We start from the raw sequence: 17980 nt of genomic DNA, 5'->3' as shown, positions 1-17980 counted from the left end.
TACACGGGAGCTTTACTATATTATAAGGAACATCACAACGTTAATTAATCATATACAACCTTACACACAGCAGCTCAATCGTCTTCAGCCAATGATTTAACTGTCGTTTGAGTAGCATCATTTCTAGGAACCATTAGTGTAAAGGAACCATCATGTACTGCTAAATGCACAGTATGTCCTTCCTTTGCAAATACACGCAAGGTACTGGATTCATTGGATGTACCCTTGGCTTGCCTCTCTGTCCAACCCCAGCTTTTAATCTCGTCTAGATATACCTCAGGCAAGCTAGTACTCTCACTAATACCAGACAGCGTATATCGAACATAATCCATATCCGAATTATTTTCAGACTGGTCAGATTTATTCGCTACTTTAGGTACCGGAAAACTCTTTTCGTTCACCGCACCTTCATATGAAGTCCATACAGATCCTGAAGCTTCACCGCATCCTGCCAGAACAACGGTCAAACAAAGCAACAGAAATGATTGTAGTCCAAGTCTCCGCCAACTTAACACACACACCCTCCTTTTCACAGCTGCACATTCCAGCTCTGTGGTCAGGTACTTTTAGCATATTTAACATAGTCCTATTATACTGGTTTTGCCGCTGTTATCCGTAACAAAAATGTTACCTTCCAGTATCGATCATGTCAGAGCTTCCGTTCACCGTATCTAATCCTTATAAACAAATAAAAACCACCACCGAATAACATCGGCAGTGGTTCTTTGCTTGGCGGCGTCCTACTCTCCCAGGACCCTGCGGTCCAAGTACCATCGGCGCTAGAGGGCTTAACGGTCGTGTTCGGGATGGGTACGTGTGGAACCCCTCCGCCATCGCCACCAAACGCATAGCTTAGCTTACATTCAGAGATCGTTCTCTGAAAACTAGATTCGAAACGAAACATGCGAATTATCACTTGCTATTGGATAAGCCCTCGACCGATTAGTACTGGTCAGCTCCATGCATTGCTGCACTTCCACCCCCAGCCTATCTACCTCGTCGTCTTCAAGGGGTCTTACATACTGGGAAATCTCATCTTGAGGGGGGCTTCACGCTTAGATGCTTTCAGCGTTTATCCCGTCCGTACATAGCTACCCAGCGGTGCTCCTGGCGGAACAACTGGTACACCAGCGGTACGTCCATCCCGGTCCTCTCGTACTAAGGACAGCTCCTCTCAAATTTCCTACGCCCACGACAGATAGGGACCGAACTGTCTCACGACGTTCTGAACCCAGCTCGCGTACCGCTTTAATGGGCGAACAGCCCAACCCTTGGGACCTACTTCAGCCCCAGGATGCGATGAGCCGACATCGAGGTGCCAAACCTCCCCGTCGATGTGGACTCTTGGGGGAGATAAGCCTGTTATCCCCAGGGTAGCTTTTATCCGTTGAGCGATGGCCCTTCCATGCGGTACCACCGGATCACTAAGCCCGACTTTCGTCCCTGCTCGACTTGTAGGTCTCGCAGTCAAGCTCCCTTATGCCTTTGCACTCTTCGAATGATTTCCAACCATTCTGAGGGAACCTTTGGGCGCCTCCGTTACTCTTTAGGAGGCGACCGCCCCAGTCAAACTGCCCACCTGACACTGTCCCCGCACCGGATTACGGTACCAGGTTAGAACCTAGATACGATCAGGGTGGTATCCCAACGTTGCCTCCACGCAAGCTGGCGCTCACGTTTCAAAGGCTCCCACCTATCCTGTACAGATCGTACCCAAATTCAATATCAAGCTGCAGTAAAGCTCCATGGGGTCTTTCCGTCTTGTCGCGGGTAACCTGCATCTTCACAGGTATTAAAATTTCACCGGATCTCTCGTTGAGACAGCGCCCAAGTCGTTACGCCATTCGTGCGGGTCAGAATTTACCTGACAAGGAATTTCGCTACCTTAGGACCGTTATAGTTACGGCCGCCGTTTACTGGGGCTTCGGTTCACAGCTTCGGGATTGCTCCCTAACCACTCCCCTTAACCTTCCAGCACCGGGCAGGCGTCAGCCCGTATACTTCGCCTTACGGCTTCGCACAGACCTGTGTTTTTGCTAAACAGTCGCTTGGGCCTTTTCACTGCGGCCCCCTCGTGCTATTCACACTACCGGGGCACCCCTTCTCCCGAAGTTACGGGGTCATTTTGCCGAGTTCCTTAACGAGAGTTCTTCCGCGCGCCTTAGAATACTCTTCTCGCCTACCTGTGTCGGTTTGCGGTACGGGCACCATCACCTGGCTAGAGGCTTTTCTTGGCAGTGTGAGATCATGACCTTCGCTACTATAATTTTCGCTCCCCATCACAGCTCAGCCTTACAATGTGCGGATTTGCCTACACATCAGCCTTACTGCTTAGACGGACATCCATCAGTCCGCGTCACTACCCTACTGCGTCCCCCCATTGCTCATAACGGCTTACGGTGGTACAGGAATTTCGACCTGTTGTCCTTCGACTACGCCTTTCGGCCTCGCCTTAGGTCCCGACTTACCCTGAGCGGACGAGCCTTCCTCAGGAACCCTTAGGCTTTCGGCGGATCAGATTCTCACTGATCTTTTCGTTACTCATACCGGCATTCTCACTTGTATAATGTCCAGCGCTCCTTACGGTACACCTTCAACCCTTATACAACGCTCCCCTACCCCTGATGCAAAGCATCAAGCCATAGCTTCGGTGGTGTGTTTAGCCCCGTTACATTTTCGGCGCAGAGTCACTCGACCAGTGAGCTATTACGCACTCTTTCAATGGTGGCTGCTTCTAAGCCAACATCCTGGTTGTCTGTGCAACTCCACATCCTTTCCCACTTAACACACACTTGGGGACCTTAGCTGATGGTCTGGGCTGTTTCCCTTTTGACAATGGATCTTAGCACTCACTGTCTGACTCCCGGAAGTAAGTCTATGGCATTCGGAGTTTGACTGAGCTTGGTAACCCTTGCGGGCCCCGCACCCAATCAGTGCTCTACCTCCACGACTCTGTTTTCCGAGGCTAGCCCTAAAGCTATTTCGGGGAGAACCAGCTATCTCCGAGTTCGATTGGAATTTCTCCGCTACCCCCACCTCATCCCCGCATTTTTCAACATGCGTGGGTTCGGGCCTCCAGTGCGTGTTACCGCACCTTCACCCTGGACAGGGGTAGATCACCCGGTTTCGGGTCTACGTCCACGTACTATGTCGCCCTATTCAGACTCGCTTTCGCTGCGGCTCCGGCTCTTCACCTTAACCTTGCACGGGAACGTAACTCGCCGGTTCATTCTACAAAAGGCACGCCATCACCCCTAAAACGGGCTCTGACTTTTTGTAAGCACACGGTTTCAGGTTCTATTTCACTCCCCTTCCGGGGTGCTTTTCACCTTTCCCTCACGGTACTGCTTCACTATCGGTCGCTAGGAAGTATTTAGCCTTGGCAGATGGTCCTGCCGGATTCATACGGGGTTTCACGTGCCCCGCACTACTCGGGATCCGTCTCGGAGGGAACAGACTTTCAACTACAGGGCTTTTACCTTCTTTGGCGGGCCTTTCCAGACCTCTTCGCTTAACCGGTTCCTTTGTAACTCCATGTGAGACGTCCCACAACCCCAAAGAGCAAGCTCTCTGGTTTGGGCTTCTCCGCGTTCGCTCGCCGCTACTGACGGAATCACTATTGTTTTCTCTTCCTCAGGGTACTTAGATGTTTCAGTTCCCCTGGTATGCCTCTACACAACCTATGTATTCAGTTGTGAGTAACTGGAAATTACCCCAGCTGGGTTTCCCCATTCGGACACCCCCGGATCAAAGCTTGCTTACAGCTCCCCGAGGCAGTTTCGTTGTTCGCCACGTCCTTCATCGGCTCCTAGCGCCTAGGCATCCTCCGTGTGCTCTTAGTAGCTTAACCATTTTGTTCCGGTTTCGGTCGCTCGCTTCCCTTGTTTTGCTTGCGCAAAGCCAAAAGTCGCTCTCACCCGATACCATCACAAAAGCAATTTAACTACCTTTATACACTTGACTTGTTTGCACAAGTTTAGCTTAAAGGAATGTTCTAATTCGCGTTTGTTTCGTTTCGATATCTAGTTTTCAAAGAACAAGCTCCATGCAAAAGCAAGCTGTTTTGAGAGTTTGAGCTCTCAAAACCGAACAACGAGTGAGTGTTTTGCAGCTAAGCTGCAGTTTTGAATGTTTCCACTCGGGAAACGATTCTCCATAGAAAGGAGGTGATCCAGCCGCACCTTCCGATACGGCTACCTTGTTACGACTTCACCCCAATCATCTATCCCACCTTCGGCGGCTGGCTCCTTGCGGTTACCCCACCGACTTCGGGTGTTATAAACTCTCGTGGTGTGACGGGCGGTGTGTACAAGACCCGGGAACGTATTCACCGCGGCATGCTGATCCGCGATTACTAGCAATTCCGACTTCATGCAGGCGAGTTGCAGCCTGCAATCCGAACTGAGACCGGCTTTGTTGGGATTGGCTCCATCTCGCGATTTCGCAGCCCGTTGTACCGGCCATTGTAGTACGTGTGTAGCCCAGGTCATAAGGGGCATGATGATTTGACGTCATCCCCACCTTCCTCCGGTTTGTCACCGGCAGTCTATCTAGAGTGCCCACCCGAAGTGCTGGCAACTAAATATAAGGGTTGCGCTCGTTGCGGGACTTAACCCAACATCTCACGACACGAGCTGACGACAACCATGCACCACCTGTCTCCTCTGTCCCGAAGGAAAGATACATCTCTGTACCGATCAGAGGGATGTCAAGACCTGGTAAGGTTCTTCGCGTTGCTTCGAATTAAACCACATACTCCACTGCTTGTGCGGGTCCCCGTCAATTCCTTTGAGTTTCAGTCTTGCGACCGTACTCCCCAGGCGGAGTGCTTAATGTGTTAACTTCGGCACCAAGGGTATCGAAACCCCTAACACCTAGCACTCATCGTTTACGGCGTGGACTACCAGGGTATCTAATCCTGTTTGCTCCCCACGCTTTCGCGCCTCAGCGTCAGTTACAGCCCAGAGAGTCGCCTTCGCCACTGGTGTTCCTCCACATATCTACGCATTTCACCGCTACACGTGGAATTCCACTCTCCTCTTCTGCACTCAAGTCACCCAGTTTCCAGTGCGATCCGGGGTTGAGCCCCGGGATTAAACACCAGACTTAAATGACCGCCTGCGCGCGCTTTACGCCCAATAATTCCGGACAACGCTTGCCCCCTACGTATTACCGCGGCTGCTGGCACGTAGTTAGCCGGGGCTTTCTTCTCAGGTACCGTCACCTTGAGAGCAGTTACTCTCCCAAGCGTTCTTCCCTGGCAACAGAGCTTTACGATCCGAAAACCTTCATCACTCACGCGGCATTGCTCCGTCAGGCTTTCGCCCATTGCGGAAGATTCCCTACTGCTGCCTCCCGTAGGAGTCTGGGCCGTGTCTCAGTCCCAGTGTGGCCGATCACCCTCTCAGGTCGGCTACGCATCGTCGCCTTGGTGAGCCGTTACCTCACCAACTAGCTAATGCGCCGCAGGCCCATCCCCAAGTGACAGATTGCTCCGTCTTTCCAGTTTTCTTCAGGCGAAGAAAACAACTATTCGGTATTAGCTACCGTTTCCGGTAGTTGTCCCAAACTTGAGGGCAGGTTGCCTACGTGTTACTCACCCGTCCGCCGCTAAGTATCAAGGAAGCAAGCTTCCTATCAACTCCGCTCGACTTGCATGTATTAGGCATGCCGCCAGCGTTCGTCCTGAGCCAGGATCAAACTCTCCAATAAAGTATTGAAAAGAGCGATAAGCTCATTTTGAATCTGACGAGATTAAAAATCTCATTTGTGCTCCAGTCGATCCAAGCCAAGGCTTGTTTTCAACTTTCGCGTTCATTCTGCAAGCAGAATGTTTACTCACTCGTTGTTCAGTTTTCAAAGATCAAACTTATTTTGTTACCAAATGTCGTTCTCTTCAGCAACTTTTATATCTTATCACATCCGAACCAACTTTGCAAGCTCTTTTTTCAAGTTTCTTTCGAAGCTTATTTCATTCGCTTGCCGCACCGTGTAAACCGTGTTTTCTTGGCCGGAATTAGAATATACCATGTACAGATATTGAATGCAAGTCTTTTTTTGATTAATTATATATCTTTCTATAATCTTTCTGGTTTTTCTACATTTGCACATTTATCTCACGTAAAGAGCCTCTCTATAAAAGAAAGGCCCTCTCATCAAGTCACTGTAATATCTACTGTTACCCGATAACCTCTTGGATGTGAAGCTGCCGTTGCTGCATCAGGTTAATGATGTTTCCTTCTACTGACACCATAGGCCGTGTAGGATGATCTCGATCAGAGAATACGATCTCTCCAATCTGGTTATTGCTGAGTTTTACTCGGATGCCATTATGGATCTGGGTCGACCGTTGAACAAATACACTTACGATTGCAGGGTCCAACTTCCCAAATGCCTCACTTTGGATCTGTTCCAGGACTAGATATGGGGACTGTGCCTTGCGGTAGATCTTCTCCAGCGTCATGGCGTGGAAAATATCAGCGATAGCTACAATCTTGGCATAAATATGAATCTGAGTCCCACTAAGCTGCAACGGGTAGCCTGATCCATCCACTTTTTCATGATGCTGCAAAGCTGCAAGTCTGGCTCCCTCATTAATGGCCTTTGCCTGTTTAAGGATCTGATAACCATATTTCGTATGCTGACGAATCTCTTCCTGCTCTGTAGCCGTCAACGTGGATGGTTTATGGAGAATCTGCGGATCTACCTTGTTGTTACCAATATCATGGAACAAGCCTGCAAAAGCCACTTGCATCCAATCCTTGGAGGGGAGATCGATCCATTGAGCCAGTTGATAGGATGTGATCGCACTCAGTACGGCATGATGATATACATAATCATGTTCTTGCATTACTCGTGGACTGAAGGTAAGCACATTATATTGTTTGAGATGTGCAAACACAGCCTCCAACTGTGTACGTAACTCATAGACCGGTAATTCAGCCGCCAGAGAGGACAGGAAAGCATTTTTCGTTAGTCCGACCATCTTCTCATACTCATCCTGCAAAGACGTTACTACAGGAGCTGTGGTGACGTTTCCTGTCTTCCCAGCCCGTTCACCATTGTTGTCATTCGCAGAACTTCCTGCGGACACAGATGCACCTTTGGTTCCTGTACTACTCGACGCCATTCTTTCTTGTTCAATATCTACCTGTTGAATCATAAAGGCTCTGAGCACTTCCATATCCTTGGGTAAAATGACTTTTCCCTTCTGAAGCAGAACGTTGCCGCGAAGTGTTTGCACATCACTCCCAAGTTTGAGTCCTGGTTTGACTTCTGACAGGGTGATTAATCCCATGTGTATTCCCCTCACTCATCGTTCTTCTATGTTAATACAAACAAGACCATAGTCCCGGTTTTTCATGATATTTCCCATTATATTACTCAGGAATCAGGCTGTACATCCCAGATTCGGAAGAATAAAAGAAGAGATTCCTTTATACAGACAAAAGGGCTCCCGGTGGGAGCCCTCGCAATCTTCTTCCAATCTCAAAGAGATCAGTCTTTATAAAATTCTATTTTATGCTTCCGAACCGGAATCGTCGTCGCCCTCAACTTCATTAACCTCAGCGTCAGAAACGGTGCCTTCTTCCAAGCTTACTTCCGGAGCTTGGGACTCCTCGCCTTCCAAGCCTTCAAGCGACTCATCGTCTGGTTCCTCTTCATTTTTGTCAATTCGGCTGACTGTAGCTACTGAATCCTCGTCACGAATATGAATCAGCTTCACACCCTGCGTGTATCGACCCATAGTGGATATGCCTTCCATGCTCATCCGGATCAACGTACCACTGGACGTGATAATCATCAGATCCTCTTCGGTTTTAACCATTTTGAGGCTGACTACTGAGCCGTTCTTCTCTGTGACATTAATAGTCTTGATCCCTTTACCGCCACGAGTCTGCATCCGATAATCACTGACAGGTGTACGTTTACCGTAACCTTTGGCTGTAACGATCAGAACATCAAGCTCTTTATCAACTACATCCATGCCGATAACAGCATCCTGTTCATCCAATGTAATCCCTTTGACCCCGGTTGCGCTACGTCCCATGGAACGTACGTTACCTTCCGAGAATCGAATAGACATTCCGTGAGCTGTACCCATGATGATCTCTTGCAATCCATCGGTCAGCTTAACATCGATCAGAACGTCATCATCACGTAAGGAAATACCGATCAAGCCGCCTTTGCGGATATTGGTGTAATCCTCAAGTGGCGTCTTCTTCACAACCCCTTGGCGGGTAGCAAAGAACAAGTATCTGTCACTTTCGAATTCCTGGACCGGAATTACGGCATTGACCGACTCGCCCTGCTCGATCTGGATCAGGTTGATAATCGGCGTTCCCCGTGCGGTACGTCCAAGCTCTGGAATCTCGTAAGCTTTGAGACGGTACACTTTACCTTTGTCAGTGAAGAACATGAGGTAATTGTGGGAGTTGGTCACAAACAGATGCTCGACAAAGTCGGTATCTTTCGTATCCATACCCACGACCCCACGTCCACCACGTTTCTGGCTGCGGTATGTGGATACCGGCAGACGTTTCACGTAGCCTGTATGAGTAATCGTAATGATAACCTCTTCACGTGGAATCAGGTCCTCATCCAGAATGCTCTCTTCACCTACCGTGATCTCTGTACGACGATCATCGCTGAAGCGGTCGCGGATCTCTTGCAGCTCCGTACTGATAATCTCAAGCACCAGATGCTCATTGGCCAGAATTTCGCGATACTCTCTGATTTTGACCATCAGTTCGTTATATTCATTTTCAATACGTTCGCGTTCCAGACCTGTGAGTCGTTGCAAACGCATATCGAGAATAGCTTGAGCCTGATCATGACTGAGTGAGAAGCGCTCAATCAAACCTTCTCTTGCTGCATCCGCATTACTGGATGAACGAATCAACGTAATAATCTCGTCGATATGATCCAGCGCAATACGTAAACCTTCTAGAATGTGTGCACGAGCTTCAGCCTTTTTCAGTTCAAACTGCGTACGTCTGCGAATAACCTCAATCTGATGCTGCAGGTAGTGATACAACACTTCACGCAAGTTCAGAATTTTAGGTTCTTTATTAACAATCGCAAGCATGTTAATCCCGAAAGTGGATTGCATGGATGTATGTTTGTACAGGTTGTTCAGGACAACCCCCGGATTCACGTCTCTGCGAAGCTCAATTACAACTCGCATACCATTACGGTCAGACTCATCACGAAGGTCAGTAATACCATCAATCTTTTTATCACGTACCAACTCGGCAATTTTCTCAACAAGTCTCGCCTTATTTACCTGATAAGGCAACTCTGTAACGATAATTCGTGCCTTGTTGTTGTTCTCTTCGATGTTGGTTTTGGCCCGCATCGTTACTGAACCACGTCCGGTCTGATACGCCTGGCGAATGCCTGAACGGCCCAAAATGTAGCCGGACGTAGGGAAGTCTGGTCCTTGAATGTAATCCATGAGTTCCATGGATGTAATGTCCGGATTTTGAATCATGGCCTGTACACCATCAATGACCTCACCCAGGTTATGAGGAGGAATATTGGTAGCCATACCTACCGCGATCCCGCCGACCCCATTGACAAGCAAGTTAGGAAAACGAGCAGGCAGAACGATTGGCTCATGTTCTTCTCCGTCATAGTTTGGTTGGAAATCAATCGTATCCTTGTTGATATCTCTGAGCATTTCCATAGCAATCTTGGACAAACGTGCTTCGGTATAACGCATGGCTGCTGCCATATCACCATCGACCGATCCAAAGTTACCATGTCCATCTACATGCATATAACGCAGGGAGAAATCCTGTGCCATCCGTACCATCGTCTCGTAAACAGCAGAGTCACCGTGTGGGTGATACTTACCGATAACTTCGCCGACGATTCTGGCTGATTTTTTATGTGGTTTATCGGGTGTCATGCCGAGCTCTGACATCGCGTACAGGATACGCCGGTGAACCGGCTTCAATCCATCACGCACGTCAGGTAAGGCACGGCTAACGATGATGCTCATCGCATAATCCATAAACGATTCACGCATCTCGACGCCTATATCCCGATCTGTAATCTGAGAGTTCATTTCTTCCGCCATGCTGGACCTCCTTCTTGTCCTTCAACAAACGTTCCATTCCGTCATGCAAAAAAGTTGATTATATGTGAAAAGCCTAACAAGGCTAAAACCGCGCAAGAACGCTACTCTTTATTATATTACTTTCACAAAAGTTACACAATTAAACGTCCGCTGGGCAATAGCCTTTCTTCCGGGAACTTCCGCGTGTCTGGGGATACGCCCTGCCTTCCTCCCCAATTGCACATACAATGCTAGAAAAACGGCATATGTACTGTGCCTACCGAGGCTAAAGCCATTCCCGTCCTACGATCAAACTGCAAATTGTGCAGCTCATCGCACAAAACGCCATATTTCTCTATTATACCACTGAAATCGTCTCTTGTCCTTTGATTTCTCCGTGTCTGTCCCTCTTTAGAACTGAACAAAACATGAAAGGACTGATGAATCTTGGGTATCCAACGCGTCTCCAGCAAATGGGCCAAAACAGCTGTGTTACAACGCAGTCGCATTGTGAATGAATATATCCCAGTGACCCGAAAATATAGCCGTCAAACTCTGGAACGAATGACTGAGTTATTTGAGTCCAACTATATCAAACCGGACCGTGGCACTTACGGTAATGGCGTTATGCGGGTGAGAACAACCCGTTTATACGAACCTGTTGTTAATTCCGAAGATTCCACCACAGATGCAGAGGTTTCGGAAGAAACCAATGATCGGAACCTGCCTGATGAACCCGAAGCAAGTGCTGTTATCTCCAGAGATACCTATCTCACAACAACATATCAACTCCAATACGGTACAGAGGAGAGATCATTTCATTCCCTGGACGAACTCGAACGAGCACTGAATGATCGTATTCAGGAACGTGAATATATCATTCAACAGGGAATCTCGCTGATGAAGCATGAAAATTTGCCTTTTGACTTGCGTGTGTTAACTCAGAAAAATCTGCAACACAACTGGGAAACAACAGGTGTTCTGGGACGTATTGCTGCCCCAGGCAAAATCATCACTAACATTCATGGTGGTGGGCGATTGGCTACGTTTGAAGAACTCGTACTCCCCCATCTTCACCAGGATGGCTTCAAAAAACTTCGCACTGAGCTGTACCGCTTAGGTATTCATACCGCTGTGCAATTGCAAACATCATTTCCAAGGCTCAAAGAGATCGGTATTGATATTGCGCTAGACGAAGCAGGGCGTCCCTGGATCCTTGAAGTCAACACACTGCCAGGCATTTATGCCTTTGGCTTATTACCGGACAAGGAGGCATACCGGAAGATCAAACGTTATGCGATTGCGTACGGTCGTTTGCCCTCCAAAAAGGGTAAGAGCTCCCGTCCATCCCCTAGAGCACAGGCTTCGTCTGCCAAAAAACGTGTACGCAGATAACAAAGGGATACGGAAGTCTAAGTATACGCCTTATCTGTTCCATACCTTCTCTAATATAAAAAAAGGCGCCCTCTCAGGCGCCTCTTCGAACGTGTTAAATGTCGAGGTTTTTCACGTATTTCGCATTTTCCTGGATAAAGTCACGACGCGGTTCAACATTATCCCCCATCAGGGTGTCAAACATGGTATCAGCAAGGATGGCATCATTAATCGATACTTGCATCATGGTCCGGCTCTCCGGATCCATCGTCGTTTCCCACAATTGTCCGGCATTCATCTCGCCAAGACCTTTGTAACGCTGAACGTTGAATTTCGCATTTTCCCCGAGCGTTGCAATAATTTCATCGCGCTCTTTCTCGGAACCGGCATAACGAATCACTTTGTTACGCTCAATCTTGAACAATGGCGGCTGTGCAATATACACATAACCTGCCTCAATGATTTTACGCATGTACCGATACAGGAATGTCAGCAATAGTGTCCGAATATGAGCACCATCGACGTCGGCATCGGTCATCAAAATAATTTTGTGATAGCGGGCTTTGGCAATATCGAAGTCATCACCAATACCTGTACCCATTGCCGTAATAATTGCTCTAATCTCCGCATTACCCAAGATGCGGTCGAGACGAGCTTTTTCCACGTTTAGAATCTTACCACGCAGCGGCAAAATCGCTTGGAAATGACGATCCCGACCTTGCTTCGCTGATCCGCCTGCAGAGTCACCTTCGACGATGTACAATTCGCTGATTGAAGCATCCTTGGATGAACAGTCTGCCAGTTTACCTGGAAGTGAGCTTACTTCGAGTGCACCTTTACGACGTGTCAGTTCACGGGCTTTACGGGCAGCTTCACGCGCACGTGCTGCTTGCAGCCCTTTTTCCAAAATGCGACGGGATACGGAAGGGTTCTCTTCCAGGAACTCCTGCAGCTTCTCGGCAAACAAGGATTCGACAATCCCACGCACTTCGCTGTTGCCCAGCTTGGTCTTGGTCTGTCCTTCAAATTGCGGCTCCGGAATCTTGACCGAAATAATAGCTGTCAAGCCTTCACGCACGTCATCCCCGGAAAGGTTCCCCGTGCTGTCCTTGATTACCCCCGCCTTACGGGCGTAGTCATTGATAATCCGCGTAAGGGCACTCTTGAAACCTGATTCATGCGTTCCGCCCTCATGCGTGTTGATATTGTTCGCGAAGGAATAGATATTCTCGGTGTAGTTGTCATTGTATTGCAGAGCAACTTCCACCTGGATGTTATCTCTGGAACCTTCAACGTAAATTGGATTCTCATGCAGTACTTCGCGCTTCTGGTTGAGGAAGGAGACGTATTCGATAATGCCGCCTTCATACAGGAATGAGTTGGTTGCACCTGTACGCTCATCCGTCAGTGTAAGACCAATACCCTTGTTCAGGAACGCCAGCTCACGAATACGGGCCAGCAAGATGTCATATTCATAAACTCTTGTTTCCGTGAAAATTTCAGGGTCCGGATGGAATCTAACCGTTGTTCCTGTTTCGTCGGTTGTACCGATCACTTTCAGGTCGTACTGTGGAGCTCCACGGCGATATTCCTGTTGATAGATATGTCCCTCACGTTTAACCGTTACAACCACTTTTTCAGAGAGTGCATTCACAACGGACACACCAACACCATGCAAACCACCGGATACTTTATATCCGCCGCCGCCAAATTTCCCCCCTGCATGGAGGACAGTCATAACTACCTCAAGTGCAGGACGTTTCATTTTGGTATGTTCGCCGACAGGAATACCCCGTCCGTTATCGACGACAGTCACGCTATTGTCTTCATGGATACTGACCTCAATGTGGTCACAGTAACCTGCAAGCGCTTCGTCAATACTGTTGTCCACTACTTCCCAGACCAGATGATGCAGGCCCTTGGAACTGGTGGAACCGATATACATCCCCGGACGCTTCCGTACGGCTTCCAATCCTTCAAGGACCTGAATTTCATTCGCATCATATGACGGTTGATTCATAGACATGCCTTTCACCTACTTCTATAGATTCAATATCGTAAATATGCGCTAACTAATAATGTTTGCTGAAATAGGCAACGTCCTTCATTTCAGCCAGATGTCCACATAAAAACAAGCAGAAAAAGACATACCTTATGCGACACAAACGCTAGAGATCAGGAAAAATGTGAGCCCGCTTTTTCAGCGTGGCTGAGGAAATAGGCGAGTAGTACACAATGTTTTTGGTAACCACAATGGACTTCGCTTCCTCTTCACCGATGTGTTCCACTGTTTTTTCCTGCTCGGCATGCGTGACATACTGCTTGGAGATCTTTGAGGATTTTTCAATCGATATATCAAAAATAGCGACCAATTCGGAAGAACGGATGATCTTCTCACCGCCCAGATGAATGTACATAAGCCCCTCACTCCTTAGCGTTCAACCTGTCCGGCATGAACGTGATAAATACTGGCATCTTTGAGCTTGTCAACGTTCAGGCTCTCGATCCCCGTAGCCGTAATAAAGGTTTGCACCTTGCTCTGGAACGTTTCGATCAGCTGCGTCTGGCGAAAAGGATCCAGCTCGGACAAAACATCATCCAGCAACAGAACTGGATATTCTCCGATTTCTTCATGAATCAGTTCAATTTCCGCAAGTTTAAGGGACAACGCTGTTGTGCGCTGCTGCCCCTGCGAGCCATATGTTTGTACTTCCCGATCGTTAATGAAAAAGGACAGGTCATCCCGATGCGGCCCACTAAGGGTTGTGCCTCGGCGAATCTCCTGCTCTTTCATTTGTGATAATTTTATCATAAATTGGTCCATTAAGACAGCTTCATCTTCCTCAGCGGCTTCGCTGAAGGAAGGAAGGTAGGCCAGCCGCAAGACTTCTCCGCCTCCGGTGATCCCCTGATGAATCGTTTCTGCCCACTTTTGCAGTTTCTTTATGAATTGTTTCCTTTTTTTGACGATTTTAACACCATGCTCAACCAGTTGTTCGTTCCACACCTCAAGCATGGTCTGGGCTGATGCCCCTTGTCCCCATAACTGCTTAAGCAAATTGTTTCGTTGGACGAGCACTTTTTGGTATTGCTGTAGGTGATACAGGTAACCTGGTGCTACCTGCCCGATCTCCATGTCAAGAAACCGGCGGCGGACCCCCGGTGTGCCTTTTACAATTTCCAGATCCTCCGGTGCAAACATCACAACATTGAGCGCTCCGACAAAATCACTTAACTTGCGCTGCTCCAGGCCGTTAATCTTTGCTTTTTTGCCTTGTTGCGACAAAGATAGTTCAAGCTTGACCGATCCATACTTTTTGTCGACCTCTGCTGCAAGTCTGGCACGTTCCTCACCGAAACGGATTAACTCCTTGTCACGGGATGTACGGTGACTCTTGGTGAGTGCGAGTACAAAAATCGCCTCTGCAAGATTGGTCTTGCCTTGGGCATTTTGCCCGATCAACAAGTTTACGGGACCAAAAGAATCCAGTCTCAGATGTTCATAATTGCGGAAATTCTGCAGATCAATGCTGTTCACAAACACGCGGTAACCTCCCTTTTATCCCGTCCGTCAGGAGGCAGCAGGATCGAACTGGTCTTCCTATTCTGCAGCAACTTCGAATGTACCTTCTCCGTCCACCTCAACGATATCCCCAGGGTATAACTTCCGTCCCCGGCGTTCCTCAGGCTCTTTATTCACACGTACAAGACCTTCCTGAAGCAAAGCTTTGGCCATACCTCCAGTTGGGATGCAATCAGCCAGTTTCAAAAATTGATCAAGCTTAATATATTCCGTACGAATCGTAACTTGGTTCACGGTGATCTTCCTTTCGTTAGTTGGTCGTCCGATATGGCAATATCACGTAAAGGCTGTGACTGTCATCCAGCGGTTTCAAGATAATTGGACTCATGACTCCTGTAAAAGCGATCATCAGCTGCTCACTTTCAACAACTTTCAGCACATCCAGCATGTATTTGGAGTTGAACGAGATTTTTAACGGATCTCCTGTAAACTCGGCAGGTTCGATTTCTTCTCTTACTTTACCTAGCTCGGAAGAGCTTGAAGAAATTTCAACCGATCCCGAATCCATCGTTTGCATACGCACGATGTTTGTTTTCTCTTCACGCGACAGCAAATAAGCCCGGTCAATGGATTCACTTAATTTTTTTGTATCTAAAACAAGTTCTGTTTTGTATGACGTTGGAATAATTCTAGAAGTATCGGGATATGTTCCGTCCAGAATACGAGAGTAGAACAATACACGGTCGATTTTGAACAGGACCTGGTTATCTGCAACAACGATATCCACAAGGGTATTTTGATCCGGAACAATTTTGCTGAGCTCGTTCAGCGTTTTACCGGAAATGACCACGTTGTTGAAGCGGATACCTTCTGCATTATCCAGCATTGCTGATCGAGTAGCAAGACGGTGACGGTCTGTTGCCACAAATTTCAATTCGTTGTCACCCAAACTCCAGAGTACACCTGTCAGGATTGGAGTAGTCTCATGTGTGGAAATGGAGAAGACCGTTTGTTTGATCATATTTTTCAGCAAATCTCCTGGAATGGAGACCGTTTGGTTTTCTTCGATGCTTGGAAGTACCGGGAATTCTTCCGGATCAAGACCTACCAGTTGAATCTCGGTAGCACCTGCGGAGATAAAGGTGTTGAAGTTCTCTTTGACTTCCATGTGCACTTCCTGTGATGGCAGCTTCTTGATAATCTCCACGAAAAACTTGGCTGGCAAAACTACACTGCCGGGTTGATCTACCTGAACTACGCTTTTGTCTCCATCTTCAAGTGGGATGAAGGATTGAATGGATATATCGGTGTCACTTGCTGTCAACGTTACACCTTGATGATTCACGTCGAATTTGATACCGCTCAGAATTGGAATTGTTGTACGACTTGAAATCGCTTTGGATACTTGCTGTATGGAATCGTTTAAGTAGTTTTTCATTATGCTGATTTTCATGGTTTCACTCCTAGCTGATTTTTTGGGTGTTGGGGTGTTAAAAGGTGTGTTTCAAAGGCCGAAGGCTAAGCTCCGAAATGGCTATTTTGGAGATGATATCTTTAAGATCTTTTTAGTAATAATAGTAATAGGGGCACTGAATATGTGGATAAGTGGGTATAAACCCGTACACCCAAGCCTATCCACATGTGTATACGTTGTGCATAGGCTTGGGACTTGTTCAGGTTGGATTCTTAATTTTTTCGGTTAAGTTGTTGATAACTTTATAGAGATCCTGATCGTTTTTAATCGCTTGGGAGATCTTTTCGTGAGCATGTATGACAGTGGTGTGATCTCGTCCTCCGAATGCTTCCCCAATTTTGGGCAGAGAAAAGTCTGTCAGTTCACGAGAGAGATACATGGCAATCTGTCTTGGAAAAGCAACTGCCTTGGTCCGTTTCCGTGCTTTGAAATCTTCAAGCTTAAGGCTATAATACTCGCCGACCTTTTGTTGGATGTCATGAATAGTGATCATTTTGGGACGACTGGACGGAATAATATCCTTCAGTGCTTCAGCTGCCAGATGAGTGGTTACATCTTGATTAGTCAGTGAAGAATAAGCAACGACCCGAATCAGGGCGCCTTCCAGTTCACGAATGTTGGTGTCAATCTGGTTGGCAATGTACATCATCGCTTCATTCGGAATATCCAAGTTTTCCGCACGTGCCTTTTTACGCAAAATTGCAATCCTCGTCTCCAAATCTGGAGGCTGGATATCCGTAATTAACCCCCATTCAAAGCGAGAACGAAGCCGTTCTTCCAGTGTCGGAATTTCCTTTGGTGGTCTGTCGCTGGAGATGATGATCTGCTTCCGTTCCTCATGCAGCGCATTAAACGTATGGAAAAATTCCTCTTGTGTTGATTCTTTTCCCGCCAAAAACTGAATATCATCAATGAGCAAAATGTCGACGCTCCGGTATTTGTTACGGAAGCTCTCCCCGCGGTTGTCACGGATCGAGTTAATGAATTCGTTCGTGAATTTCTCAGACGACAAATAAACGACTTTGCTGCCCGGATCATGCTCCAGAACATAATGTCCGATCGCATGCATCAAGTGAGTTTTACCGAGACCTACCCCTCCATACAGAAAGAGAGGGTTGTAAGCTTTGGCGGGCGCTTCAGCGACCGCCAGCGATGCGGCATGGGCAAAACGGTTGCCCGGCCCGATGACAAATGTATCGAACGTATATTTCGGATTCAGCATGCTGAGTACCGCTTCTTCCTGTACAACTGTAGGCGTTGGTGCTGGCAGTTGCGGATCCGGTTCAACAGGCTTGTTCTCTTCGATGACAAATTTCACATCGACTTGCTTGCCAAGCAGCTCGTATACCGTCGAGCCAACCAATTTGGTGTAACGGCTCTCCAGCCATTCGACGGCAAACGTGGTTGGTGCGGAAATGACGATTGAACGGTCATTCAGCTTGGTGGCTTTGGTTGCTTTGAACCAGGTGTCAAAGCTGGGTTTGCTGAGTTTGTTTTGTATGATTGATAAAATTTGCTGCCATAAATCAGAAGTATGGCTGTCCAC

10 protein-coding genes and 3 rRNA genes are annotated in these 17980 nt (G+C 47.7%); 1 reads left to right on the top strand and 12 read right to left on the bottom strand.

Features of this window, described 5'->3' with window-relative positions; genetic code table 11:
* Window positions 1-74 precede the first annotated feature (74 nt).
* The 6 genes from MKY66_RS00065 to gyrA all read right to left on the bottom strand — a co-directional run bounded on the left by MKY66_RS00065 (window position 75) and on the right by gyrA (window position 10084).
* Window positions 75-515: a hypothetical protein gene (locus tag MKY66_RS00065; protein ID WP_017691399.1), complete on the bottom strand. Its 441-nt coding sequence runs from the start codon at window positions 513-515 to the stop codon at window positions 75-77.
* 212 nt (window positions 516-727) lie between these two features.
* Window positions 728-844: ribosomal RNA gene (gene rrf / locus MKY66_RS00060) — 5S ribosomal RNA — on the bottom strand.
* A 78-nt stretch (window positions 845-922) separates the two neighbouring features.
* Window positions 923-3850: ribosomal RNA gene (locus MKY66_RS00055) — 23S ribosomal RNA — on the bottom strand.
* Between the two features lie 309 nt (window positions 3851-4159).
* Window positions 4160-5712: ribosomal RNA gene (locus MKY66_RS00050) — 16S ribosomal RNA — on the bottom strand.
* The 16S, 23S and 5S rRNA genes sit together here, the layout of an rRNA operon.
* Window positions 5713-6178: 466 nt before the next feature.
* On the bottom strand, window positions 6179-7297 hold the full coding sequence (locus tag MKY66_RS00045; RefSeq protein ID WP_076216618.1) for an HD-GYP domain-containing protein: 1119 nt from the start codon (window positions 7295-7297) through the stop codon (window positions 6179-6181).
* A gap of 222 nt (window positions 7298-7519) precedes the next feature.
* On the bottom strand, window positions 7520-10084 hold the full coding sequence (gene gyrA / locus MKY66_RS00040; protein WP_036612002.1) for a DNA gyrase subunit A: 2565 nt from the start codon (window positions 10082-10084) through the stop codon (window positions 7520-7522).
* A gap of 426 nt (window positions 10085-10510) precedes the next feature.
* On the opposite strand from gyrA, the gene MKY66_RS00035 reads away from it, so the two are divergent.
* Window positions 10511-11458 carry a YheC/YheD family protein gene (locus MKY66_RS00035; RefSeq protein ID WP_076216620.1) on the top strand — a complete coding sequence of 316 codons (948 nt, stop codon included), beginning with the start codon at window positions 10511-10513 and terminating at the stop codon, window positions 11456-11458.
* Between the two features lie 94 nt (window positions 11459-11552).
* Here the strand turns inward: MKY66_RS00035 and gyrB are convergent, their stop codons facing one another.
* The 6 genes from gyrB to dnaA all read right to left on the bottom strand — a co-directional run bounded on the left by gyrB (window position 11553) and on the right by dnaA (window position 17980).
* Window positions 11553-13463, bottom strand: a complete 1911-nt coding sequence (gene gyrB / locus MKY66_RS00030) for a DNA topoisomerase (ATP-hydrolyzing) subunit B (protein WP_076216622.1) — start codon at window positions 13461-13463, stop codon at window positions 11553-11555.
* A gap of 142 nt (window positions 13464-13605) precedes the next feature.
* A complete protein-coding gene (locus tag MKY66_RS00025) occupies window positions 13606-13854 on the bottom strand; it encodes an extracellular matrix/biofilm biosynthesis regulator RemA family protein (RefSeq protein WP_017691405.1) in 249 nt (82 codons plus the stop codon).
* Window positions 13855-13868: 14 nt separating this feature from the next.
* Complete coding sequence (gene recF, locus MKY66_RS00020; RefSeq protein ID WP_076216624.1) at window positions 13869-14981, bottom strand: DNA replication/repair protein RecF; 1113 nt, start codon at window positions 14979-14981, stop codon at window positions 13869-13871.
* 57 nt (window positions 14982-15038) lie between these two features.
* Complete coding sequence (gene yaaA / locus MKY66_RS00015; protein ID WP_036611994.1) at window positions 15039-15254, bottom strand: S4 domain-containing protein YaaA; 216 nt, start codon at window positions 15252-15254, stop codon at window positions 15039-15041.
* 16 nt (window positions 15255-15270) lie between these two features.
* Window positions 15271-16413 carry a DNA polymerase III subunit beta gene (gene dnaN, locus MKY66_RS00010; protein ID WP_017691408.1) on the bottom strand — a complete coding sequence of 381 codons (1143 nt, stop codon included), beginning with the start codon at window positions 16411-16413 and terminating at the stop codon, window positions 15271-15273.
* 220 nt (window positions 16414-16633) lie between these two features.
* Window positions 16634-17980, bottom strand: a complete 1347-nt coding sequence (dnaA, locus tag MKY66_RS00005) for a chromosomal replication initiator protein DnaA (RefSeq protein WP_062327668.1) — start codon at window positions 17978-17980, stop codon at window positions 16634-16636.

Origin of the sequence: Paenibacillus sp. FSL R5-0766, assembly GCF_037971845.1 — a bacterium.
Lineage (GTDB): Bacteria > Bacillota > Bacilli > Paenibacillales > Paenibacillaceae > Paenibacillus.
The sequence above is the reverse complement of the archived record's forward strand: the minus strand, read 5'-3'. Positions and strand labels throughout refer to the sequence as shown.